Annotated in this window: 23 protein-coding genes; 17 read left to right on the plus strand and 6 right to left on the minus strand. The window is 61.9% G+C overall.

Annotated elements, in window-relative coordinates:
- Positions 1 to 34: 34 nt before the first annotated feature.
- The 5 genes from ABEA23_RS06745 to ABEA23_RS06765 all read left to right on the plus strand — a co-directional run bounded on the left by ABEA23_RS06745 (position 35) and on the right by ABEA23_RS06765 (position 4,026).
- Positions 35 to 1,420 carry a TrkH family potassium uptake protein gene (locus tag ABEA23_RS06745; RefSeq protein WP_345477307.1) on the plus strand — a complete coding sequence of 462 codons (1,386 nt, stop codon included), beginning with the start codon at positions 35 to 37 and terminating at the stop codon, positions 1,418 to 1,420.
- A complete protein-coding gene (locus ABEA23_RS06750) occupies positions 1,413 to 2,084 on the plus strand; it encodes a potassium channel family protein (protein WP_345477308.1) in 672 nt (223 codons plus the stop codon). The genes ABEA23_RS06745 and ABEA23_RS06750 overlap by 8 nt, the downstream gene beginning before the upstream one ends.
- Positions 2,085 to 2,205: 121 nt before the next feature.
- Positions 2,206 to 3,351, plus strand: a complete 1,146-nt coding sequence (locus ABEA23_RS06755; RefSeq protein WP_425577203.1) for an acetoin utilization protein AcuC — start codon at positions 2,206 to 2,208, stop codon at positions 3,349 to 3,351.
- A gap of 235 nt (positions 3,352 to 3,586) precedes the next feature.
- Positions 3,587 to 3,685, plus strand: coding sequence for a 30S ribosomal protein bS22 (locus ABEA23_RS06760; RefSeq protein ID WP_081652675.1), 99 nt, complete (start codon positions 3,587 to 3,589; stop codon positions 3,683 to 3,685).
- A gap of 86 nt (positions 3,686 to 3,771) precedes the next feature.
- Positions 3,772 to 4,026 (plus strand): glutaredoxin family protein, encoded by a 255-nt coding sequence (locus ABEA23_RS06765; protein WP_044495263.1) that lies wholly within the window; start codon positions 3,772 to 3,774, stop codon positions 4,024 to 4,026.
- A 212-nt stretch (positions 4,027 to 4,238) separates the two neighbouring features.
- Here ABEA23_RS06765 and ABEA23_RS06770 read toward each other — a convergent pair whose 3' ends face one another.
- From ABEA23_RS06770 to ectA, 3 genes are all read right to left on the minus strand, one after another.
- Positions 4,239 to 4,631: an ectoine synthase gene (locus ABEA23_RS06770; protein WP_345477309.1), complete on the minus strand. Its 393-nt coding sequence runs from the start codon at positions 4,629 to 4,631 to the stop codon at positions 4,239 to 4,241.
- 133 nt (positions 4,632 to 4,764) lie between these two features.
- Positions 4,765 to 6,051, minus strand: coding sequence for a diaminobutyrate--2-oxoglutarate transaminase (ectB, locus tag ABEA23_RS06775; protein WP_345477310.1), 1,287 nt, complete (start codon positions 6,049 to 6,051; stop codon positions 4,765 to 4,767).
- Between the two features lie 57 nt (positions 6,052 to 6,108).
- Positions 6,109 to 6,654 (minus strand): diaminobutyrate acetyltransferase, encoded by a 546-nt coding sequence (gene ectA / locus ABEA23_RS06780; RefSeq protein WP_345477311.1) that lies wholly within the window; start codon positions 6,652 to 6,654, stop codon positions 6,109 to 6,111.
- Between the two features lie 338 nt (positions 6,655 to 6,992).
- Between ectA and ABEA23_RS06785 the strand changes: the two genes are divergently transcribed.
- From ABEA23_RS06785 to ABEA23_RS06800, 4 genes are all read left to right on the plus strand, one after another.
- Positions 6,993 to 7,202: a CsbD family protein gene (locus ABEA23_RS06785; RefSeq protein WP_345477312.1), complete on the plus strand. Its 210-nt coding sequence runs from the start codon at positions 6,993 to 6,995 to the stop codon at positions 7,200 to 7,202.
- Between the two features lie 95 nt (positions 7,203 to 7,297).
- Positions 7,298 to 8,704, plus strand: a complete 1,407-nt coding sequence (locus ABEA23_RS06790; RefSeq protein ID WP_345477313.1) for a uracil-xanthine permease family protein — start codon at positions 7,298 to 7,300, stop codon at positions 8,702 to 8,704.
- Positions 8,705 to 9,126: 422 nt separating this feature from the next.
- On the plus strand, positions 9,127 to 10,215 hold the full coding sequence (locus tag ABEA23_RS06795; RefSeq protein WP_345477314.1) for a hypothetical protein: 1,089 nt from the start codon (positions 9,127 to 9,129) through the stop codon (positions 10,213 to 10,215).
- A gap of 572 nt (positions 10,216 to 10,787) precedes the next feature.
- On the plus strand, positions 10,788 to 11,003 hold the full coding sequence (locus ABEA23_RS06800) for a hypothetical protein (RefSeq protein WP_345477315.1): 216 nt from the start codon (positions 10,788 to 10,790) through the stop codon (positions 11,001 to 11,003).
- Between the two features lie 14 nt (positions 11,004 to 11,017).
- Here the strand turns inward: ABEA23_RS06800 and ABEA23_RS06805 are convergent, their stop codons facing one another.
- Entirely contained in the window at positions 11,018 to 12,535 is a 1,518-nt protein-coding gene (locus ABEA23_RS06805) for an amidase (RefSeq protein WP_345477316.1), read from the minus strand.
- Between the two features lie 103 nt (positions 12,536 to 12,638).
- On the opposite strand from ABEA23_RS06805, the gene ABEA23_RS06810 reads away from it, so the two are divergent.
- Both ABEA23_RS06810 and pheA read left to right on the plus strand, forming a co-directional pair.
- Positions 12,639 to 12,962: a rhodanese-like domain-containing protein gene (locus ABEA23_RS06810; RefSeq protein WP_345477317.1), complete on the plus strand. Its 324-nt coding sequence runs from the start codon at positions 12,639 to 12,641 to the stop codon at positions 12,960 to 12,962.
- Positions 12,959 to 13,891: a prephenate dehydratase gene (gene pheA / locus ABEA23_RS06815; RefSeq protein WP_345477318.1), complete on the plus strand. Its 933-nt coding sequence runs from the start codon at positions 12,959 to 12,961 to the stop codon at positions 13,889 to 13,891. Before ABEA23_RS06810 ends, pheA begins: the two co-directional genes overlap by 4 nt.
- Before the next feature lie 42 nt (positions 13,892 to 13,933).
- On the opposite strand, the gene ABEA23_RS06820 is transcribed toward pheA, so the two are convergent.
- Entirely contained in the window at positions 13,934 to 15,043 is a 1,110-nt protein-coding gene (locus ABEA23_RS06820; RefSeq protein ID WP_345477319.1) for a diacylglycerol/lipid kinase family protein, read from the minus strand.
- Between the two features lie 57 nt (positions 15,044 to 15,100).
- Here ABEA23_RS06820 and serS point away from each other — a divergent pair, with 57 nt between their 5' ends.
- The 3 genes from serS to ABEA23_RS06835 all read left to right on the plus strand — a co-directional run bounded on the left by serS (position 15,101) and on the right by ABEA23_RS06835 (position 17,868).
- Complete coding sequence (gene serS, locus ABEA23_RS06825; protein ID WP_345477320.1) at positions 15,101 to 16,387, plus strand: serine--tRNA ligase; 1,287 nt, start codon at positions 15,101 to 15,103, stop codon at positions 16,385 to 16,387.
- 266 nt (positions 16,388 to 16,653) lie between these two features.
- The gene (locus tag ABEA23_RS06830; protein WP_044495278.1) at positions 16,654 to 17,151 is read left to right on the plus strand and encodes a Dps family protein; all 498 of its coding nucleotides are present in this window, start codon (positions 16,654 to 16,656) and stop codon (positions 17,149 to 17,151) included.
- Between the two features lie 243 nt (positions 17,152 to 17,394).
- Positions 17,395 to 17,868, plus strand: a complete 474-nt coding sequence (locus ABEA23_RS06835; RefSeq protein ID WP_345477321.1) for a ribose-5-phosphate isomerase — start codon at positions 17,395 to 17,397, stop codon at positions 17,866 to 17,868.
- Positions 17,869 to 17,896: 28 nt separating this feature from the next.
- Here the strand turns inward: ABEA23_RS06835 and ABEA23_RS06840 are convergent, their stop codons facing one another.
- On the minus strand, positions 17,897 to 18,874 hold the full coding sequence (locus ABEA23_RS06840) for a sugar-binding transcriptional regulator (protein ID WP_345477322.1): 978 nt from the start codon (positions 18,872 to 18,874) through the stop codon (positions 17,897 to 17,899).
- A 212-nt stretch (positions 18,875 to 19,086) separates the two neighbouring features.
- Here ABEA23_RS06840 and ABEA23_RS06845 point away from each other — a divergent pair, with 212 nt between their 5' ends.
- Genes ABEA23_RS06845 through ABEA23_RS06855 form a run of 3 tightly spaced genes read left to right on the plus strand, consistent with a single transcriptional unit; the run spans position 19,087 to position 22,597 of the window.
- Positions 19,087 to 20,817 carry a dihydroxyacetone kinase family protein gene (locus ABEA23_RS06845; protein ID WP_345477323.1) on the plus strand — a complete coding sequence of 577 codons (1,731 nt, stop codon included), beginning with the start codon at positions 19,087 to 19,089 and terminating at the stop codon, positions 20,815 to 20,817.
- 38 nt (positions 20,818 to 20,855) lie between these two features.
- On the plus strand, positions 20,856 to 21,629 hold the full coding sequence (locus ABEA23_RS06850) for a triose-phosphate isomerase (protein WP_345477324.1): 774 nt from the start codon (positions 20,856 to 20,858) through the stop codon (positions 21,627 to 21,629).
- Between the two features lie 26 nt (positions 21,630 to 21,655).
- Positions 21,656 to 22,597: a sugar phosphate isomerase/epimerase family protein gene (locus ABEA23_RS06855; RefSeq protein WP_345477325.1), complete on the plus strand. Its 942-nt coding sequence runs from the start codon at positions 21,656 to 21,658 to the stop codon at positions 22,595 to 22,597.
- Positions 22,598 to 22,617: the final 20 nt, after the last annotated feature.

The following is a 22,617-nucleotide window of genomic DNA, read 5'->3' on the forward strand; positions in this document are numbered from 1 at the left end:
CACCTCTGGGCGGAATTCGTCGTAGAGTAGGCGCGTGCCGCAAGGGGACGCAGCCACATCAACCGCGTGGGAGACGATCAAACGAGCAGTCGGCCGACTGACTCGATCCTCACCCCCGCGCATGGCGTTGCTGATTTTCGCCGCGGTGATCGCTCTGTTCACCTCACTGCTGATGATGCCCTGGTCCACAGCAACAGGTGAGTCCCCTGAGTTCCATGACGCCCTGTTTGTGGCCACCTCTGCGGTCTCAGTGACCGGGTTGTCCCCGGTCAACACCGCTGAGCACTGGTCGCTGGCCGGGCAGATCGTCATCCTCACCGGCATCCAAGTAGGCGGCCTGGGCATCCTGACGCTGGCCTCACTAGTGGCAGCCTCAGTGACGCATCACCTGGGTCTTCGCACCCGTCTGGTGGCTCAGGAAGGCATCTCCACCGGAAAACTCGGCGAAGTCGGCTCACTGATCAAGACCGTGGTGATCTGCAGCGTCGTCGCCGAGGCCGTCCTCGCGCTGGTGCTGATACCCCGGCTGATCATCATTGAAGGCGACATCCTGCGCGGATTCTGGCACGGGATCTTCTACGCCATCAGCGCCTTCAACAATGCAGGCTTCGTCATTCACGCCGACGGCCTCGCCGGGGTCAACCACGACCCCATTGTGCTGTGGACGCTTATGGTCGGCGTATTTGTCGGAAGCCTCGGATTCCCGGTGCTCCTGCTGCTGTGGCGATACCGCTGGCATATCAAGAGCTGGAGCCTGCACACCAAGCTCACCATGGAGATCACCACGCTGTTCCTGGTGGTGGGCGCAGTGCTTTACGCCATCCTTGAATGGAACCACCTCGACACCATCGGCACCATGACCACCGGGGAGAAGATCCAGAACTCGATCTTCGCCTCGGTCATGATGCGCTCAGGCGGTTTCTCCGTGGTGGAGAACGTCATGGAGCACTCAGAGACCATGCTGATCACCAACGCCCTGATGTTCGTGGGCGGCGGATCGGCCTCCACCGCCGGTGGCATCAAAGTCACCACCTTTGCGGTGATCTTCCTGGCCTTCCTCGCCGAGGCCCGCGGCCACGAGGACTCTTCTGCCCATGGCCGGACTATCCCCGCTCAGGCTGTGCGCGTGGGTGTCTCCGTGGTGGCCATGGGCGCCACCTTCGTCCTGCTCTCCACTCTGGCGTTGATCATCATCACCGGGGAAGACTTAGAGCGCCCCCTGTTTGAATCCATCTCCGCCTTCGCCACCTGCGGGCTGACCTCAGGGCTGACCGAAGAGCTCCCGCCGTCGGGCCTCTACGTCCTTTCAGCTTTGATGTTCGCCGGTCGCGTGGGCATCATGACCTTCGCTGCGGCATTGACCATTCGCCAAAGCCGCATCCGCTACCGCTATCCCGAGGGAAGGCCGATCATTGGCTAAAAGGAACGAGAAGACCAATAAGCCCGTCCTGGTAGTGGGCATGGGGCGTTTCGGCATCGCCCTGGCTCAGCAACTGGTCAGCCAGAACAAAGAGGTGCTGGCCGTGGACCGGCACCGCGGACTGGTGCAGAAGTACGCTGACTCGCTGACCCACACCGTCGAAGCCGACGCCACAGACATCGAAGCGCTCCGCCAGCTTGGTGCCGAGGAGTTCGATTCCGCCGTGGTGGGCGTGGGTACTTCCATCGAGTCCAGTGTGCTGATCGCCGCGAACCTGGTGGACCTCGGCGTCACCCAGGTGTGGGCCAAGGCCATCAACCCCACCCATGGCAAGATCCTCACCCGCATCGGCTGCCACCATGTGATCTACCCAGAGCACGACGCCGGGGTCCGTGCCGCCCACCTGGTCTCGGGACAGATGATGGACTTCATCAAGTTCGACGACGATTTCGCGATCGTGAAGATGCGTCCGCCCAAGGCGTTGCAGTCGAAGACCATTGATGAATCCCAGCCGCGCAAGCGTCACGGAATCAACATTGTGGGTGTGAAGTCCCCCGGCAAGGAGTTCGTCTACGCCCAGCCGGATACGCTGATCTCTCCTGGTGACACCATCGTGGTCTCCGGCGACGTCCATAAGCTGGAGTACTTCGCAGATCACGCCTAGCCAGCGCGCTTACCTCCTGCTTCACAACGGGAGAATAGACCCTCCTGGGCGGTACCCTGGGGCTGTGACCCAGCGCTCATCAGGCTCCGCTCTTCCCACATCCGTGGTGTGGGATCCCGCCCTGCTGAACTACAAGTTCAATGCCACCCACCCGATGGACCCGGTGCGGTTGGAGCTGACCGAAAGGCTGTGCCGAGAGCTCGGTGTCTTTGGTGCCCCGAACCTCAGCATGCTGGTACCGGGCCTGGCCAGTGACGAGCAGTTGCTGAGCGTCCATGACCGTGAGTACATCGAGGCGGTCAAGCGTGCTGCTGAGAGCGGTGAGCCCAATGGCGGATGTGGATTGGGTACCGAGGACACCCCGGTGTTCGCTGACATGCACGAGGGCGCCGCCCGCATCGCCTCCGGAACCCTGATGCTCGCCGAGCAGCTGCACACCGGCACCGCAGTGCACGGAGTGAACTTCGCCGGAGGGATGCACCATGCCTCCCGCGCTAAGGCCGGAGGATTCTGCATCTACAACGACGCTGCCCTGGCCATTCAGCGGCTGTTGGATCTGGGCGCCTGCCGTGCGGTCTACATCGATGTGGATGCCCACCACGGGGATGGCACCCAGGAGATCTTCTACAACGACCCCCGAGTCATGACCATCTCTCTGCACCAGAGCGGAGTCTCGCTCTTCCCCGGCACCGGGTTCCCTAATGAAACTGGCGGCCCGGGGGCTGAGGGAACCAGCGTCAATATCGCGATCCCTGAAGGCACTGGTGACGCCGGCTGGCTGCGAGCCTTCCACGCTGTCGTGCCTGCGCTTGTCGCGGCCTTCGAACCCGAGGTCATCGTCTCTCAGCACGGCTGTGACTCCCACTCCGCAGACACCATGAGCGATCTTCACCTCAGCGTGGATGCGCAGCGGCAGATGGCCTTTGATATCGGCCACATGGCCGAAGAGCACTGCGAGTCCCGCTGGATCGCCACCGGCGGAGGAGGCTACTCAGTATTTGATGTGGTGCCGCGGGCTTGGACGCATCTGACCGCCATCGCCGCCGGAAACCCGGTTCCGCTGGCCGCAACCACGCCGCAGGCCTGGCGGGAACACATCAAGACCACCTACAGCGTGCAAGCACCGGAGAAGATGACCGACGACGCCGAACTGTGGTGGCGGACCTGGGAACTCGGCTACGACCCCGAGGACAGTGTGGACCGCGCGGTGATCCAGACGCGTAAGGAGATCTTCCCGCTGCACGGTCTGGACCCCTGGTTCGACTGAGTTGGTTCCGCGGGCGGGGAAACCCCGCCACGCTCTCGGCGGGCAAAGCCTTGCCCGCCATCACGCCTAAAGGGTTCCGCGGCCGGACTGCTCACGGCCGTTGAGGGGCCCGCGGGCGGCGTCGTGGGGTCTCAGTTCGCCGTGTTCGCGCGGAATCGTTACACTACCTTGAGACCTTTTTGGCCTAGGGGCACCGCGTGCCCCGCCCCCCGACAGACAAAGGACGTATTCCCCTATGGGTTCAGTCATCAAGAAGCGCCGCAAGCGCATGGCGAAGAAGAAGCACCGCAAGCGTCTGCGGAAGACCCGCCACCAGCGGCGCAATAAGAAGTAGTAGCTTCTTCTCAGTACAGTGGGCCCCGGCTAATGCAGCCGGGGTCTTTCTGTATCCTTAGTCCGCACCGCAGCAAAGGAGTCCAGATGACACAGCAGGTTTCGGTGGAAGTTCTGACTAAACAGGGCTGCCACCTGTGCGAGGAGGCCCTGGCCGTCACCGCGGCAGCCTGTGCCGAGTTCGGGCTGAGCTACACCGAACTGGATATCAGCGACGACGACGCCTTGCGCGCTCAGTACGCAGAGGAGATTCCGGTGCTGCGCATCAACGGGACCGTCCGCGACTTCTGGAAGTTTGATCCTGCGCGCCTGCGCCGGATGCTGTCCGAGGCCACGGCCTAGCCCTAGTCCTGTTCCTCGCCACACCGTTTTCATAGCCACATCGTTCGGTCACGCGATATGACGGTACTTTCCTCTGATTCAACAGCCCAGAGCGCAAGAATATGGTCACAATGCGTGACCGAATGACGCGGTGAGGGGCTGGCGGCACTACTGAGGGGTCCTGCGTAGCGGCGTTACACAGGACCCCTCAGTAGTGCTAGGTAAGGGCGCTATTAGTCCTCTTCGACGATCAGCGGGTAGACGCCGTCTTCATCGTGGACCTCGCGGCCGGTGACCGGCGGGTTGAAGACGCAGACCATCCGCATCTCCTCTTCTACGTCCACCTGGTGCTTCTCGTGGCCGTCCAGGAGGTAGAGGAAACCGTCGGTGATCTGGTGCTTCTCACCGGTCTCCAGATTGGTGAGAGTGCCCTTGCCGGCCACGCAGTACACCGCCTCGATGTGGTTGGCGTACCAGAACTCGTTGTGGGTGCCGGGGCGCAAAGTGGTCTCGTGCAGGGAGAAGCCGACCTTCTCCTTAGCGAGCACCATGCGGCGAGAACGCCAGTTGGGGGTATCGATATCGCGGTCGGTGCCGTTGAGATCGTTGATGTTCAGGGTGTACATACTCACTCCTTAAGTACGTGGTGAGGGACGACGGTGCCGTACCTGTATTTCATACTGCAACCAGAGATTGCGCCCGGGTTACTAAAGCCCGCTGCAGCTGCGGGACCCGTGCCCGCCGCCGGGACTAACGCTGTCAGTGCGGGGGACGCAGGCGGGAGGGCTCGCCGTGCTGTCCAGTGGCCGCCAGGACGGCTTCCTCCAGGATGGACAGGCCCTTCTGCAGATCCTCGGAGCTGATGTTCAGCGGCGGCATCAGCTTGATGACCTCATCCTCGGGTCCGGAGGTTTCCAGCAGCAGGTTGCGCTTATAAGCCTCGGCTGCCACCTTGCCGGCGGTATCGGGGTTGGGGAACCAGATGCCGGTGAGGAAACCGCGGCCACGCACGGTTGAGTCCTTCACATGTGCAGAGACCTTCTCCAGACCTTCGCGCAGCTGCTGGATCTTCTCACCGAGCTCCTGCTGGAAGGAGTCGTCTGACCAGAAGAGTTCCAATGCGCGGGCTGCGGTGACGAACGCGAGGTTGTTACCGCGGAAGGTGCCGTTGTGCTCACCGGGCTCCCAGACATCAAGCTCAGGCTTGAACAGGGTCAGAGCCATAGCCAGGCCGTAGCCGGAGATGGATTTGGAGACACAGACGATATCCGGGTAGATGCCGGCCTCTTCGAAGGAGAAGAACTTGCCGGTACGTCCACAGCCGGCCTGCACGTCGTCGACGATCAGCAGGATGTTGTGCCGCTTGAGCAGGTCAGCCAGAGCCTTGAGCCAATCCATGCGTGCGGCGTTGAGGCCGCCTTCGCCCTGAACGGTTTCCACAATGACCGCCGCAGGCTTATCCACGCCCGAGCCGGAGTCCTCCAGAACCTTTTCCAGCCAGATGAAGTCTGGGATATCGCCGTCGAAGTAGTCGTCGTAGGGGATCTTCGAGGAGTTCGTCAGCGGAATGCCGGCGCCACGGCGCTTCATGGAGTTACCGGTCACCGACAGCGCACCCAGGGTCATTCCGTGGAAGGCGTTGGTGAAGGAGAGGATGTGCTGGCGGCCGGTGACCTTGCGGGCCAGCTTCAGGGCCGCCTCAACAGTGTTGGTTCCGGTCGGGCCGGGGAACATCACTTTGTAGTCCAGGTTCCGAGGCTTCAGGATGAGCTGCTCGAGGGTTTCCAGGAATCGGCGCTTTGCCGGGGTCTTCATGTCCATGGAGTGGGTGACTCCATCATTGGCCACATACTCCACCAGCAGGTCGCGCAGCTCAGGATGGTTGTGGCCGTAGTTCAGAGCGCCGGCCCCGGAGAAGAAGTCGAGATAGCGAGTGCCGTCCTCGGTGTACTGGTAGCAGCCGGAAGCCTTCTCAAACACCGCTGGCCAGTTCATGCAGTAGCTGCGTACCTGGGATTCGCGGGTCTCGAAGATGTCAGTAGCCATAATGTGAGTCCTTGTATACCTAGTTCGAATGTGTGGATATGGGGTTTAGGGGGTCAGTCAGCTCTGCTGCAGGGGTTCTACCGTGTAGAGATCTTCGGCGGCATGGTCTTCGCCAGTCTCATCAGGGGAGGGGAAGTAATCCTCGGTGAACAGCGGTTTGCGCTGCAGCTCGGTGCCGTGTTCCCGGGCGAGCGCGGTGAACAGGGCAATCGAGGCCTGGTTGTCTGCGGTGATGGTCGTCTCCAGCCGACTGGCGCCGGAGCGTGAGACCAGCTCAAAGAGCATCTTCTTGGCCAGACCGCGGCCGCGGAACTCTGAATCCACGGCCACCTGCCAGATAAAGAGCGTCTGGGGGTCTGAGGGCTTGTGGTAGCCGGAGATGAAGCCTGCGGGTTCTCCGCCGATTTCAGCGATCACGCTGGTCTCTGCGAAGTCGCGTGTCCACAGGATGTAGGCGTAGGGAGTGTTGGTATCCAGGACTCCAGTGCCTTTAGCCAGACGCCAGAGGTCAGCGCCGTCGGCCACTGTAGGAGCCCGCAGGATGATCGGCTCTGCGTCGGGTTCTGGGCTGTTTTGGGCAGGAGAAGTTTCGGCGCTACTCATCACGGCCCAACCCTAGTGAGGCTTTCCTGGGAATCAACCGGAGAAGCCATGAAAAACACCAAAAAAGCGACAGCGAAGGTCCGCCTGGTCAATTCTTGCCAGAAAAGCCGTGAGGTCACAGGCTTGTCATGCCGCGGGATGCACTGGGTGGAGCCTTCATTGTTCTGAGAATAGATGAGAGAGTTATTGATTCGTGATTAACTTTTGTGCCTCGAGGCGCTTTTGAAGTCTGGATAGTGACTGGGAGATTGCACTGAATCCACTTGAGCGGCTTCACACTGCTGTACGCGACTTGTAGCGTGAGGGTTGAAACGTCCGCGACAGAGAGGAGTCACCATATGGGACTCGATGACAAGTTTGATGCAAAGTCCGATAAGGCCTCTGGTTCAGCTAAAGAAGGCGTCGGAAAGCTCACTGGGGACAAAGAAACTGAGCGTGAAGGTCAGGGTCAGAACCTCAAGGGCAAACTGAAGGACGCCGGAGAGAACGTCAAGGACGCAGCCTCTAAGGCCAAGGACTCGGTCACCGGCGACAACAACCGGACCTGAGGCTTTACACACTCACACAACGTGCCGGGCAGGAGCTGAACTTCCTGCCCGGCACGTCTGTGTCTGCGGCCAACTGCCCGATAGAGTAGTGGTCCGTGAATAATCAGATCTTTCCCGGCTTTGGCTGGAGTCTTCACGGAGACGGCAAGACCATCCGCCCAGGCGCTGTCGTCACACCTGACGAGCGGCTGAACTGGTTCCAGACCCTCGGCATCGGGGCCCAGCATGTCGTCGCCATGTTTGGTGCCACGTTCTTAGTACCCCTCATTACTGGCTTCCCGCCTTCCACCACGCTTCTCTTCTCAGGTATCGGGACCATCCTGTTCCTGATCATCACCGCGGGCCGCGTGCCTAGCTACTTGGGCTCATCCTTCGCCTTTATCGCCCCAGTTGCCGCGGCGATGGGAAGTTATGGAATGGGCGGTGCTCTTGGCGGCATCCTTGCCACCGGTGCGCTGCTGGTTCTCATCGGAGTTGTGGTTCACTTCGCCGGAGCCCGGTGGATCCAGGTGCTGATGCCCCCTGTGGTGACCGGGGCCATCGTCGCACTGATCGGCTTGAACCTCGCGCCAGCAGCCTGGGGCAATGTCCAAGGTGCACCGATCACCGCCACAGTGACGATCGTGTCCATGCTGGTGGCCGGCGTGCTGTTTCGGGGACTGCTAGGACGGCTTTCAATCCTGCTCGGTGTAGTGGTCGGTTACTTCGTCGCGTTGTTCCGCGGAGAAGTCGACTTTTCAAATATGGATCCTGCGCTGCATCGAGTCTTCGACGGCGACCTCTCGGCTCTGCTGCAGGTGAAGTGGTTCGGGTGGCCGCAGTTCACTGCGCCGGAGTTCCACATCGGCGTACTGGGTCTGTTTCTTCCGGTGGTGCTGGTTCTGGTGGCCGAGAATGTCGGCCATGTGAAGTCCGTGGCGCTGATGACCAATAGCGACCTGGATCCGGTTACCGGCCGTGCTCTGATGGCAGATGGACTTGCCACCATGCTGGCAGGCAGCGGTGGCGGCTCGGGTACCACGACCTACGCAGAGAACATCGGTGTGATGGCCTCCTCCCGTGTCTACTCCACTGCTGCGTACTGGGTGGCAGGTGCGTTCGCGATCCTGCTGGCCCTGATCTCTCCGGTGGGTCAGCTCATCGCTACTGTCCCAAATGGTGTACTGGGAGGTGCTGGCACGGTGCTCTACGGCATGATCGGTATCCTCGGCGTGCGTATCTGGGTGCAGAACAAGGTGGACTTCTCCAACCCGATCAACCTCGCCGCTGCCGGGGTGCCGCTGATCATCGCCATTGCCAACTTCACAATGATTTTCGGCGAGATTGAACTGGAGGGCATCGCTATCGGCTCGATCGCTGCTCTGCTGATTTACCACGTCCTCAGTGCGATCGCTCGCTGGCGCGGCACGGATGTCGGCGTCGAAGAGGGCGACGACGCGGCTCTGGCGACGCCGGTCAACCGTGATGACTTGGAAAAGATGCACAACGACGACGCCCGGTAGCTGCAGCCTCGTCTAACGAACTCTGAAGGCCCTCGCCGGATCGACATGATCTGGTGAGGGCCTTCTTCTTGAGTGTCTGAGGCGACGTCAATACGTAATCCCAGGAGATCCTTTGCTTATAGTGATCTATATCTCAATGGGGCATTGGAGGGGAAGCAGTGATTCCGAAGACTTGGCACGAAGCACGTTTGATCCCTACATCTGGGATTGGCAGTGCGCAGGAGCAGGAGCGGCGCGCGACGTCAGCGTTATTGGCAGTACTGGGGGCGGTCGGTGATTTTGGCCGTGCAATTCTCAAGTCGTGCGGGGCACCGGCGGGCAAAATTGAGACGTACATCGAAGTGCCTTTTGAGTTGGACAAGAGACAGGTTCGGCCAGATGGACTTATACGCGTAAGTCGTGGCAAGCGCCAGTGGACAGCTTTGGTCGAAGTAAAGACGGGGAAGAACGACCTGGCCGTAGAGCAGGTCGAAGCGTACCTGGACGTCGCCAAGGAGCAGAAGTTCGACGCGGTCATCACGATTTCCAATGAGATTCCTCCGGTCCTTGGGGCGCACCCCCTGCAGTTGGATAAGAGAAAACTGAAGACTGTTGATGTATTCCACTTCTCGTGGGTTCGGATCATGTCTATGGCAGTGATGGAGAAAGAAGTTCATGGCATCGACGACCCTGAACAGGCATGGATACTTGGTGAGCTCATCCGTTATTTGGAGCATGAGAACTCCGGGGCACTCGATTTCAGCGATATGGGAGCCTCGTGGATAAGAGTTCGAGACGCTGCTCGGAAGGGGGTCATTCGAAAAGGCGATCCTGAGGTGGAGGAGATCGCGGTCAGGTTCGACGCACTCATCCGATTTGCCTGTTTGAGGCTGGGGCAGAGGTTAGGTACAGAGGTCCTTCCTCAGCTGCCTCGTCGCCATATCCAGAATCCATCTGAGCGGACTGCGGAGCTTGTTGAGCACCTCAATCGGGATAGCTGTCTAGCTGCGAGAATCCGGATCCCCGACACCGTGGCAGACATCGAGATCAGCTGTGACCTGCGGGGCCAGCAGATTCATGTATCCGCTACAGTCCCGGCTTCCGGCCATGCACGTAGTGACACCCGTGTGCGTTGGCTGCTTCGTCAGTTGGGGGAGGACCAGGCGGATCTCGTCATCGAAGCTATCTATCGAGGTCGTGGTGTTGCGGCAGACATCAACGAGATACGGGCAGACGAGAAAGTGATCATCCCTGATGCAAGCAAGGAGATCACACGGTTCCGGGTCACAAAGATCTACCCGATGGGTGTCGCACGCTCGACGCGCAGCAGCAGTTCTTTTATTAGTTCAGTGACTTCATCAGTCGACCACTTCTATGCCGAGATCCTCCAGAAGCTCAAGCCCTGGACTCCTCCCGCGCCGAGATTCAGAGATAAGCCTGCCGAGCGAATTGCAGGGGATGAGCTGGCCTCAGCGGATCTGTCCTCAGTCGATGAGCCTGAACCGGTGAGCTTGGGCGAGCCCAGAGACTAGTGACTTGGAGTTCTTGCTTGGTAAAGAGTCTCGACCATTCTGCATGCCCTCAGGAAATCGGTCCAAACAATGCCAGCCAGCTGCGCAGAAACTTGTTCGTAATAATTTCGTCGAAAAGATTCCGCGACCGGTATTTACGTGCTATCTTCATAAACGTCACTAATCGGATCTAGCCTTTGAGAGGAGGGGCACATGAATATCACCAGGATGAATGCTTCAACAGCAACGGTGAACCGTCTGGGAGGTTTCCCAGATGTGTTTGGGCCCCGCGAACTCGGCAGATCCGTCTCTGCCGCCTGCTGAATCCCCTATGATTCGCGGGGCCCGGCGTCGGGACTCTCGCTGCTGCCGTAGATCTATATGAACTGATCTGCGTACCACTGCGTCCGCTTCAATGAAGCACATCACCGCACTTGTTTTTAGAGCGCCCTCACTTCTTCATCTAAATCGGCGCCAGAAGCAGTGCGTATCTCAAGTTTGACTCTTGATTTGTTGGTCATTTGTCACGCTCATTTTTTGTGCCCAAAAATTCCCAGGCAGGACTATGTCTTCTGCCATGAAACAGGATCATCATGTCTACCGTTTACCGTTACTCGATACCTCAACGAATAAGTATTCATATAGGTCAGCAGCTGGTTCGCTGGGCTCAGCAATCCGCAGCAGCCAGCCACGAGCGCCGGACCCAGCGCGCAGAAAAGCAGTGGTCACGTCTGCAATCGCAACTAGCCGCCGAGAAGAGCCGTGAGGATGCCATCCGCGCCTATCATCTGCTGCCGCGGCAGTACTGATGCTGCGCCCGAGGTTACCGGCGCATGATCACCGCAGCAAGGGCCAGGAGAAGTTCCTCTGAGCCGTGCTTGCCCATAAGCTGCACCGACCAGCTCAGGCCCCGGCTGTCAGTATGCACAGGCACACTGACAGCCGGGAGTCCGAGGACGTTGACTACTGAGCTGTACGGAGTGAAGCGACACTGCTCCACGTAGTTCTGTTCCGGGCTAAAGGCTGAGAACCAGCCGATCTCTGGCGGTGCCGAAGCCAGCAGCGGCGTCAGAATCACGTCCCAGGGCCCGAAGATGTCCTCAGCGCCGGCGCTGAAGTCCCCAAGTGCTGTCAGTGATTTCTGCACATCGGCTGCTGAGCGCGAGGCCGCTACCTCCAGGTAGTGCTGAGTTAGAGGCTCCAGTTCGGCGAAGACCTCAGTAGGGAAGTCTGCACCGGCTAGCCGGGAAGTCCACAGGGACGTGAAGTTCTCGAAGTAGTCCGCGGGCCAGAATCGGTCTGCACCGGTGCAGCGATCTGTCCCCTGAATCATGTGCCCGGCATCCTGGAGTCGAGAAATGCCCTCCTGCACGGCGACCACGGCATCATCTGCCAGCACGATCTCCAGCTCCGGAGAGAAAGGTGACTCCATGGTGACGCCCACCCGCACCGGCTCCAGTCCCTGACTCAGAGCGTGCTGCACCCTGCGCTGAGCCGGCCCCGTGGCCGGCCCGAGTGTGCGGCTACCGGTGGGCGACGCAAAACGATGCCCGGCCATCACATCAAAAAGTAACGCCGCATCCTCCGCAGAGGACGCCAGCGGCCCGGAAACAGGCAGGTTCTGCACGCCTGGGTCCTGATCATCATCAGGGAGCCTGCCGCGTCCTGGCTTGAGCCCCACCAGTCCGCAGGCAGCCGCAGGTATCCGCACCGACCCGCCTCCATCGCTGCCCGGTGCAAATGGCAGGATTCCGGCAGAGACAGCGGCGGCCGACCCTCCGCTAGACCCACCAGCTGTCCTGGACAGATCCAGCGGATTCCTGGCAGCAGCGGCAATCTGGTTCTCCGAATAGCAGTGCAGTCCCAGCTCGGGCACCTGAGTTTTACCGATGCTCACAGCTCCCGCACGGTGAAGCCTCCGCGCCAAAGGTGCATCCACCGCTGGGATCTGCACCGGCAGCGCCCGCGTACCCAAAGTGAGCGGCATGCCCGCCACCGGCACGAGATCCTTGAACGCCATAGGCAGCCCCAATAGCGGCGCCCGAGCAGAAAGCTCCGCGGCCGCCGTCGTCGTTCCCTGAATCCGACGCAGTTGAGCAATGGTCCGATCCAGCTGCTCGGCCCGGCTAAGAGCGTAGTCCGGGTCCAGATGAACGAATGCGCCGAGCCCGCTCCTGGTGGCCGCAGCAGTCAGTGCAGCGGAGGCAAGCTCCACCACTGAGACCTCGCCATCGAGAACTGCCTGACGCCATTGCCAGGCGGCGGCAGCGCGAAAATCAGTCATGGAGCGGTCGGTGATGTGGTCGGCAGAGGGGGCAGGTGCTGCTGGCAGATGCTCCATGTCACCACACTATGTGGACCAACGTGTCCCGCCAAGACCCTGGTGGTACAGGACGGGATACCCTGGAGCGGCAAGTCCTCGCAAGACGGGAAGGAGCGCCAGAATGGACTTTGAGACTGTTCCAGCTGCGCAGGTTCCAGCAGATGCATACCTGCTGGATGTGCGGGAGACCTATGAGTTCGACGCCGGGCACGCCCCAGGCGCCCTGCATATCCCAGTCGATGAGATTCCCACCCGCTTTGAGCAAGAGCTGGACCCGGACGAGGACTACTACGTCATCTGCCGAACCGGCGGACGCAGCGTGCAGATCACCCAATGGCTGACCACCCAGGGCTACTCCGTGTTCTTCGTCGCCGGCGGATATGACGCCTGGATCCAGGACGGGCGCCCCCTTGAATCTGCAGAAGGAGAACCGCGAGTTCTATGACAGCTGCCACTCTCACCTATTCATTCCTGGGGCCCCACGGCACCTTCACCGAGGCCGCCCTGCAGAAGATGCCCGGAGGTGCCTCCTGCCAGCGGGTACCCACCGCCAGCGTCCTCTCGGCCCTGACCATGGTGGATACCGGGGAGGCCGACGGCGCCGTAGTGCCGATCGAGAACTCAGTGGAAGGCGGAGTGACCGCCACGCTGGATGCTGTCTCAGTGGCCCATGACCTCCACATTGTCGCTGAGGCGCTGGTGCCCATCAGCTTCGTGCTGGTCTCAAAAGAGCCGCTAGCGCTCAGTGCGATCCGCTCAGTAGCTACCCATTCCCACGCTTGGGCGCAGGTCCGGCGTTGGGCCGAGGCTACTGTGCCCACCGCCGAATATGTCCCGGCGTCATCCACGGCCGCGGCAGCCCACGGTCTCCTGGCAGAACGTCCCATTGCCGATGCCGCCATCTGTGCTCCGCTTGTGGCACAGCAGCTGGGGCTGCACATCATCGCCACTGGCATCGAGGATGTCTCCGGTGCCGTGACGAGGTTCGTGCTCACCGCCAAGCCGGGACCGATCCCTGCGATGACCGGGGCGGATAAAACCACCATCATGATTCCACTGCCGGAAGACCGGCCGGGTGCGCTGATGGAGATCCTGGAGCATTTCTCCACCCGAGGGGTCAACCTGTGCCGGATCGAGTCCCGGCCCACCGGTAACGGACTGGGCAGCTACTTCTTCTCCATTGACCTGGAGGGCCACATACAGGAGGACCGGGTGGCTGACGCCTTGGCCGGCATCCACCGGATCTCCCCGAAACTGCGTTTCCTGGGTTCCTACCCGCGGGCGGATGAGAAGCCCCAGCAGGTGCTGCCGGAGGTCTCCGAAGCCGCTTTCAGCGCCGCCAAGACGTGGATCGCTTCCCTGCAGAACCGGTGAGGCCCTGCTGGGCAGTCCCGTTCTTCCCCTAGGGGGTCGGGGTCAGTCGTCGGGTTTATCCAGCGTGGCGCGCTGGACACCATTAACGATCAACGACAGCGGCGCCACTTCAGCTTTGACGCTGATGACCTCACCCACAGCATCGCCGTCGATCTGGAAAGGCAGGGGTTCTTCCATGCGGATGCGTCCACGAACGGCCTGACGCACTGTCATCATCGGGATTTCCGAAGAGAACCGCATAGTGGTCTTCGCCAGGATGCGCGCCCAGTCCCAGGCATGCCGGGGAGTCAGCAGCACCGCATCCATATGGCCATCGTCGAAGAGCGCCGTGGGAACCAGCTCGATGCCAGCCTGCAGCGAACCGCAGTTGGCCAGCAGGACAGAGCGCACTCGCACAGTGGAGGGGTCGCCGTCGTCGAGCTGGATAGTGATGGTCTTGCGGGACCCCATGATATGACGCAGTCCGGCCTCACCATAGGCCAGCCATCCCGCGCGCTGCTTCAGCACATCGCGGGTGTCCTCCATGACCTCTGCATCGAGTCCGCCGCCGGCGATGACCAGGGAAACTTCGTGGTCTTTACGGCCGCCGGGCCGCTCAAGGCTCAGCTGCAGAGTATCTACCTTGTGCGGCTGGCCATGCAGCGCCTCATCAACACAGGCTGCGATGTCCTGGTAGGGAAGCCCGATATTCCGCGCGAAGAGATTGCCCGTGCCCAATGGAAGAACTCCGAGGGCCACATCGGTGCCGGCAAGTTCACTGGCCACCGCTCGAATAGTCCCATCACCGCCAGCAGCGATGACCACATCACAGCCGGCTTCAAGAGCGCGCCGGGTCATCAGATAACCAGGATCTTCCACACTGGAGGCCATGATCAGCGGCTCAGGCATCCCCGCCGCCGAGCAGCCGGCTTCAACCAGCCGGACCACTTCATCGGCATCTTCCTTGCTGACATTGATCACCACACCCACCAGGCGCTCATGCGGTTTCTTGGGGTGGGCGGCCACTGCAGAGCTGACCTCGATGTTGTGCTCGAGCTCTGTGGCGCGCTCTTTCCACTTCTTCAGGCGGCTGCTCAGCTGCGCGATGATGATCAGCAGCACGAACACCACTACCAGAGCAGCTGGCAGGATCCAGACGGCGGCGTCATTCATGGGCCCAAGTCTAACTGCGGGCTCCGGCGGCGCAGCCGGTGGACTAGGCTGTAGCCCGTGATCGACATCAAGGACCTCATCGAAAACCCCGAGAAGTACAAGGCCAGCCAGCGAGCGCGGCAGGCGGATGAATCTGCGGTGGATGCCCTCATCGCTGCCTCGGAGGCCCGATCTGCGGCGATCACACGTTTTGAGACTCTGCGGGCGCAGCAGAAGGCTTTTGGCAAGACCGTGGCCAAGGCTCAGGGCGAGGAGAAGCAGCGGCTGCTGGCCGAGGTCAAGCAGCTTGCTGAAGACGTCAAGGCCGCAGAGTCCGAGTCCAATGATGCACAGGCCGCCCTGCTGAAGCTGCAGCGTTCCTTCCCGAACCTCATCCATGACGGTGTGCCCGCCGGAGGCGAAGAGGACTTCGTGACCCTGCGCACTGAGGGGACCCCGCGCGACTTCGCCGCCGAGGGCTTCGAGCCCAAGGACCACCTGGAGCTGGCTGAGCGGTTGGGCGCGTTGGACATGGAGCGCGGGGCGAAGGTATCCGGTGCTCGTTTCTACTTCCTCAAAGGCATCGGTGCCCGCCTCGAGCTGGCCATGATGCAGATGGGTCTGGACCAGGCCGTCAAGGCTGGATTCACCCCGATGATCACCCCCACCCTGGTGCGCCCGGACACTATGGCCGGTACCGGCTTCGATGTGGAGCACGACGACGAGATCTACCGTCTGGAACGTGACGACCTCTACCTGGTGGGTACCTCCGAAGTCGCCATCGCCGGCTACCACGCAGATGAGATCCTGGACCTAGGCCGCGGGCCGGAGCGGATTGCCGGCTGGTCTACCTGTTATCGCCGCGAGGCGGGATCCCACGGCAAGGACACCCGCGGAATTCTGCGCGTGCATCAGTTCAACAAGCTGGAGATGTTCATCTACTGCTCTGCGGAGGACTCCGCTGCTGAGCATGCCAAGCTGCTGGCCTGGGAAGAAGAGATGCTGCAGAAGATGGAGCTGCCCTACCGGGTGGTGGACATCGCGGCAGGAGACCTCGGGCTCTCCGCGGCACGCAAATTCGACTGCGAAGGCTGGGTCCCCTCCCAGAACACCTATCGGGAGCTGACCTCCACCTCGGACTGCACTACCTTCCAGGCCCGCCGACTCAATATTCGTGAACGTACTCAGAGCGACGACGGCGGCAGGGCTGCCACCCGCCCGGTGGCTACCCTCAATGGCACCCTGGCCACCACGCGGTGGTTGGTGGCCATCCTGGAGAACCACCAGCAGGCCGACGGGTCCGTGCGCGTGCCCGAAGCGCTCCGCCCCTACCTGGGAGGTCTCGAGGTCATCGAGCCGGTTTAATCTCACGAAAACGGCTATGAGCTGACGACGGCGCCTGTGCCTATAACGTGGGGCACAGGCGCCGTCGTCGTTCTGCGGCTTCGCCCAGCATCCAGAAACCACACAGGTTTCACTCACCTTGGCTCGATAGGCAAGAGTCATGAGCTTTTCGGGCCTGCAGGTGAGGGGAGCCTGTGCTTCCTGGCGCTGCTGGGCCTGAGGTTCCTACGATTGAGGCACCGCCGACAAAAAGCCGGCGTCGCCGACACCACCTAAGGAGTGTTGAGATGACCCAGAAGTCTGCTGACTACACCGTCCCCGGCCTCGGCAAGGACAACGGCAGCGAGATCGCCGGCCTGCTGCAGGACCGCCTTCACGCCCTGAACGACCTGCATCTGGTGCTCAAGCACGTGCATTGGAATGTGGTGGGCCCGAACTTCATCGCAGTCCACGAGATGCTTGATCCCCAGACCGAGGTTGTCCGTGGGTTTGCTGACGAGGTTGCCGAGCGCATTGCGACCTTGGGCCAGGCTCCCTCCGGGCTCAGCGGTGAGCTTGTCAGCGACCGCTCCTGGAGCGACTACCCGCTCTTCAAGGCAGACGCGGAAAGCCACCTGACGGAGCTGGACAAGGTGTACACCGGCGTTATCGGGGATCATCGCCAGGTGCTCAGCAAGGTCGGCGATATTGACCCCATCACGGAGGATCTGCTGATCGGCCAGGCCAAGGAGCTTGAGCTGTTCCAGTGGTTCATCCGCAGCCATCTGGAGAAGGTCAGCGCCTGACCTTCTAGCAATTCGCAGTAGTGCCCGGTGCCTGAGAGGCGCCGGGCACTACTGCGTTGAGGCGCCTCGGTGAGCTTAAGCCAGGGGGAAGTCCTCGCGACTGTCCTCTCACGGTGACGGGCGAGGGTCTGATGGCCGCGACAGTGGAACGCTCGGAGAACGTGCTGAACACTTGTCCAGCACGTTTGTGCGATGCCGAGTATGATGGAAAGGGCACTGCGACCTACCTTTTAGGAGGGCATGATGACCCCCAAGCTTCGCCTAGTGGTCGGCTCCGATGACGCTGGCTACGACTACAAGGAAGCGCTTAAGGCTGATCTGGAGGCCCATGAGCGCGTCACCTCAGTTCAAGACGTGGGCGTCTCCGGCGAGGATGCTACCGCGTACCCGAATATCGCCGTTGCGGCTGCCGAGCTCGTGGCAGCCGGCAAGGCTGACCGTGCACTGCTGATCTGTGGCACCGGCCTGGGTGTGGCGATATCGGCAAATAAAGTTGCAGGTATTCGTGCCGTCACTGCCCACGACTCGTACTCGGTGGAGCGTGCAGTGCTTTCCAACAACGCTCAAGTGTTGTGCATGGGACAGCGCGTCATCGGCAAAGAGCTGGCCCGCAAGCTCGCCCAAGAGTGGCTCAGCCACGAGTTCGACACCTCAAGCGCCTCTGCGCAGAAGGTGCAGGCCATCAGCAACTATGAGCAGACTGGAAGCTGTGACTGATCCATCTCTGGGCCGACGCGGACTGGGCCTACAGGGCCCGGGAGATCGCCCGGGCGGTCTCCTCGTCGGTCACTAGGACGTTGAACCACCCGGCCTTAGCCGCGGTAAGAATGCTGGTGGCTTTATGCGAGCCCACAGCAACGGCGATCCGTGTGGGGACCTCCCGCAGTGTGGGCCCCGGGATGCGCACCATCCGCTCATTTCCCGGAAAGCCGACTTCGCGTCCATCGGCATCAAAGAAGGCCAAGCAGACGTCACCCACCGACTTCATCAGGGTAGGGTCATGACGCGGCACCGAACGGGCGATGGATTTGCGGGTCCGCGGTGCGGCTCCCACGCCCACCAGTGCGACCTTGGCCGAAGTCCAGTCATCGACGATCTGCCGGTAACCCGGGTCGTCCTGCAGTGCCGCCAATAAGGCCTCCGACGGCATCGAGGGTGCAAACAAGTAGTGGGGGTAGCCGCCGGAGGTGGCTGTGAATGCCCTGACCACTTCATTGGTCTGGTGCCATGGATCCGGTTCGGCCTGGCCTCCCACGGTCGGGGCGATGACTACCCCGGAGAAGTCTCCCAGCGTGTGCTGCGCCAGAGCATAGGTCGTCTCCCCGGAGGCGATGAGCATGACGTCCCCTGCCCTGAGATCAGTCAGGCTGAGCGCCTGGCGCGTGGCCGGTGCCAGGCCAGGCCCCATGCGGCGCGACTGGTCTCCGGGTGCCAGATGCACCGCCTGCAGTCCCAGGCCGCGCTGCAGGTCCTCCCGCAGTTGCCCCATGTCTGATGTGGACGGGCGGTGCACGCGGATCTCGACGATGCCCTGAGCTCGGGCTTCGGAGAGCATCCGACTGATCGAGGGGCGGGAGACCTGCAGCTGTTCGGCGATCTCCGCCTGCGTGGCGCCCTGTTCGTAATACAGCTGGGCCACGCGGTAAAGACGCTCCTGCTCTGTGGACAGGTCACGGGTGCGTACCTGCGGTGTTCGGGACGAGTCTGAAGTCCCCTCGGTCACGGCTCTTGCCTCCATCGGCTCATCGTACAGCGGGCAATAGCTCAGTTTTCCACTTTCTGGGGATCGCTGTGATTTTCTCGACGGCCGAGTCACGAGGTGGCACACATCACAGAATGTGCCCTATGGTGTCTCTAGCACAATCGTCAAAGAACATCTGTGCCGCTGGCGCTTTGCGAATCCCCGCGGTGCGGTACGACCTCGAGGATCGATCGATGACTCATTTGCTCAACACTGCGTCCGGCTTCCCCGCTGAGGCTGTTCGAGGCTTCGCCGCCGCTCATCCGCAGTACGTCACCGCCGTCCACGGCGGCGTCGTCCGATCGACTGAAACACCCCAAGGGCAGCCTGCGCTGGTGATCGGCGGAGGGTCAGGGCATTACCCGGCCTTCGCCGGATGGGTAGGACCGGGCATGGGCCATGGCGCCCCGTGCGGCAACATCTTCGCTTCGCCATCGGCCTCACAGGTCTATTCCGTGGCCCGCAATGCTGAGAACAGCGGCGGCGTCATCATGGGCTTCGGCAACTACGCCGGCGATGTCCTGCATTTTGGTGCCGCCGCGGAGAAGCTGCGCGCTGAAGGCGTCGATGTGCGCATCATCAAGGTCAGTGATGACATCGCCTCCAACAGTGCAGAGAACCACCGAGATCGGCGCGGTATCGCGGGGGACCTGCCGGTGTTCAAGATCGCCGGAGCCGCCATTGAAGCCGGCGCCGATATCGACGAGGCCGAGCGCATCGCATGGAAGGCCAATGACGCCACCCGCTCCTATGGGGTCGCCTTCGACGGCTGCACCCTGCCCGGAGCCCAGGAGCCGCTGTTCCATGTCGAGGACGGCAAAATGGCTGTCGGCCTGGGCATCCACGGCGAGCCCGGGATCAAGGATCTGCCGATGGGCACGGCCTCGGAGGTTGCCGACCTGCTGCTCGACGGCATCCTTGACGATGCCCCGAGTGAGCACAGCGGACGGGTCGCAGTGCTGCTCAACGGCCTGGGCACGGTGAAGTACGAGGAGCTCTTCGTGGTCTACGCCCGGTTGGCAGAGCGGTTCGAGCAGGCCGGTCTGGTACCGGTCCTCCCGGAGGTCGGCGAATTCGTCACCAGCCTGGACATGGCCGGGCTCTCCCTGACCTTGGTATTCCTCGACGAGGAGCTCGAAACCTACTGGAACGCCCCAGTGGATACTCCGGCCTACCGCCGTGGCACCTTCTCCGGGCTCGCAGAAAGCTCTGAGCGCACCCCGCGTACCGAGATCTACAGCCCGGGGGAGGAACCAGTGCCGGATGCCACCGAGGACTCCCGTCAGCTGGGCGTCGGGATCCAGCACATCCTTGAGTTATTCGAGCAGAATCTGCGCGCTCATGAAGAGGAACTCGGCCACATCGATGCGATCGCCGGAGACGGTGACCATGGTCAAGGCATGGTGCTTGGCTCCTCGGGTGCGGTCCACGCCGGAAGGAAGGCGCTGGAGCGCGGTGCCGGGGCCCGTACCCTCTTAGTCCATGCCGGAACCGCCTGGGCCGAATCCGCTGGCGGCACCTCTGGTGCGCTGTGGGGCGCCGCCCTCACCGCCGCCGGTGGAGTCCTCAGTGACGAGGCCGACGCCGATCCTGCCACCAAGACCCGGGCGCTATTGGCAGCCGTGGACGCGCTGCAGCGCCTCGGTGGAGCCCAGCCGGGAGATAAGACGATGATCGACGCCGCAGCACCCTTCGCTCAGACCTTGGAGAAGGAGTTCAACCGCTGCGGAGATCTCTTCACCTCCCTCTCGGCCGCTGCGGTCACGGCCAAGGCCGCCGCCGAGAGGACCGCCGAGCTTACCGCCCGGCTCGGGCGCGCTCGGGTGCTGGGAGAGAAGTCACTGGGCACTCCCGACCCGGGGGCGATCTCCTTCGCCATGCTCATGGAGGCTCTTGCCAACCATCTCGGCCAGAAGCAGCAGTAGTCGACTACACGTGCCAGAAGCCTCGTAAGGAGCTACGTATGAAACAGCGTTGGATGGGCACCAGTTGGAAGATGAACAAGACGCTAGCTGAGGCTCGGCACTACGCTCAGGCCCTGGGGCAGGCGCTGGCCGAGGACCCTGCCCTCACCGCTGGAGTGCGTCCGTTCATCATCCCTTCGCATACTGCGATCGCCGCAGTCGCCGAGACCCTCGGAGACCTGACCCGCGCTCCGGACGGGGTGCTCATCGGTGCTCAGAACGCCCATTGGGAACCCGCTGGAGCCTGGACCGGGGAGATCTCGGTTCCCCAGGCCGCCGATGCCGGGGCCCAGATGATCGAGATCGGCCACTCCGAACGCCGTGAGCATTTCAACGAGACTATCGAGACCACGAGGCTGAAGGTCGCAGCGACCCTGAACCATGGCCTGATCCCGCTGCTGTGCATCGGAGAACCGACTGCCGTGCGCCGGGCCGGGAACTCCACCACGTACATCCTCGAACAAGCCGCCGGTGCCCTCGACTCCTTGTCCGAGAGCGAACTGTCCCGGGTGCTGATTGCCTACGAACCCATCTGGGCCATTGGTGAGCAGGGCCGACCAGCCCGTCCCGAGGAGCTCGTAGAGACCTTCGACGCGCTCCAAGTCCGCTACGGCGGACGAACCGCGGGCATCCTCTATGGCGGTTCGGTGAACCTTGAGAACGCCTCCGATCTGCTGTCCATTCACACCATCGACGGGCTCTTCATCGGCCGCGCCGCCTGGGACGTCACCGGCTACCTGAAGCTGTTGGCTCTCGCGGCTTCCACTGACTGAGACTCCCACCGCGAAAGGACCTCATCATGCACACCGCAGAATCCTGGCCGATTGCCGGCAACATGCTCGCGTTCGGCTCCACCGCCCCAGACGGCACCCCCACCTGGGATGCACCGGCCTCCTACTGGGCGGATTGTCTGCGCCAGATGCGCGAGCTCGGCTTTGACCACATCGACCCCACAGATGCCTGGTTACCGCTGCAGAAGCTCTCCGAGGATCGGCTGCGCGAGTTCGAGCAGGTCCTCGACGGCGAGGGTCTGAAGATCTCATCGATCTCCATGACGCGAAACTCGGTGGTCGACGCGAAGTACGGAGAGCGTAATCTCGCCGATGCGCACCGCCTCATCGACATCGCGCCGCAGTTCGGGGCCACGATTGTCAACACCGGGTTCATGCAGGCACTGACACCGGCCCAGGAGGACGCCCTGTGGTTCTGGCTCGCCGAGGGCCACCATGACGACCCCGCCCTGCGGCCTTTGGCAATCGAGCGGGTCAGGGAGCTCGGCGACCATGCCCGGGCCAACGGCATCGAGCTGAGCCTGGAGATGTACGAAGACACCTTCCTCGGTACACCTGAGGAAGCGGTGGCTTTTATCACCGAGGTCGACCATCCTGCTGTGGGCCTGAACCCCGACTTGGGGAACCTCGTCCGCCTCCACCGTCCCATGCCGAAAGGGGAGGAGATGTACGAGAAGGTCCTGCCGTACTCCAACTTCTGGCACATCAAGTCCTATCTCCGCGACGAGGACCCCGCCACTGGCAGCTACTTTTCGGCGCCGGCGCCGCTGAAGTACGGGGTCATCAACTACCGAAAGGTCATCCGACGCGCGCTTGCACTGGGCTTCACCGGGCCGTTCTGCTGCGAGCACTACGGCTCCGACTCCATTGGTGTCTGCGCAGAAAACCGTGACTACATCCGCCAGGTGCTCGCCTCCGCATTGATCAGTGCAGAAGCAGAAATTCTCTGAGCCGCTCGACCGGCGTCCGA

It is taken from the genome of Nesterenkonia rhizosphaerae, assembly GCF_039544555.1.
Lineage (GTDB): Bacteria > Actinomycetota > Actinomycetes > Actinomycetales > Micrococcaceae > Nesterenkonia > Nesterenkonia rhizosphaerae.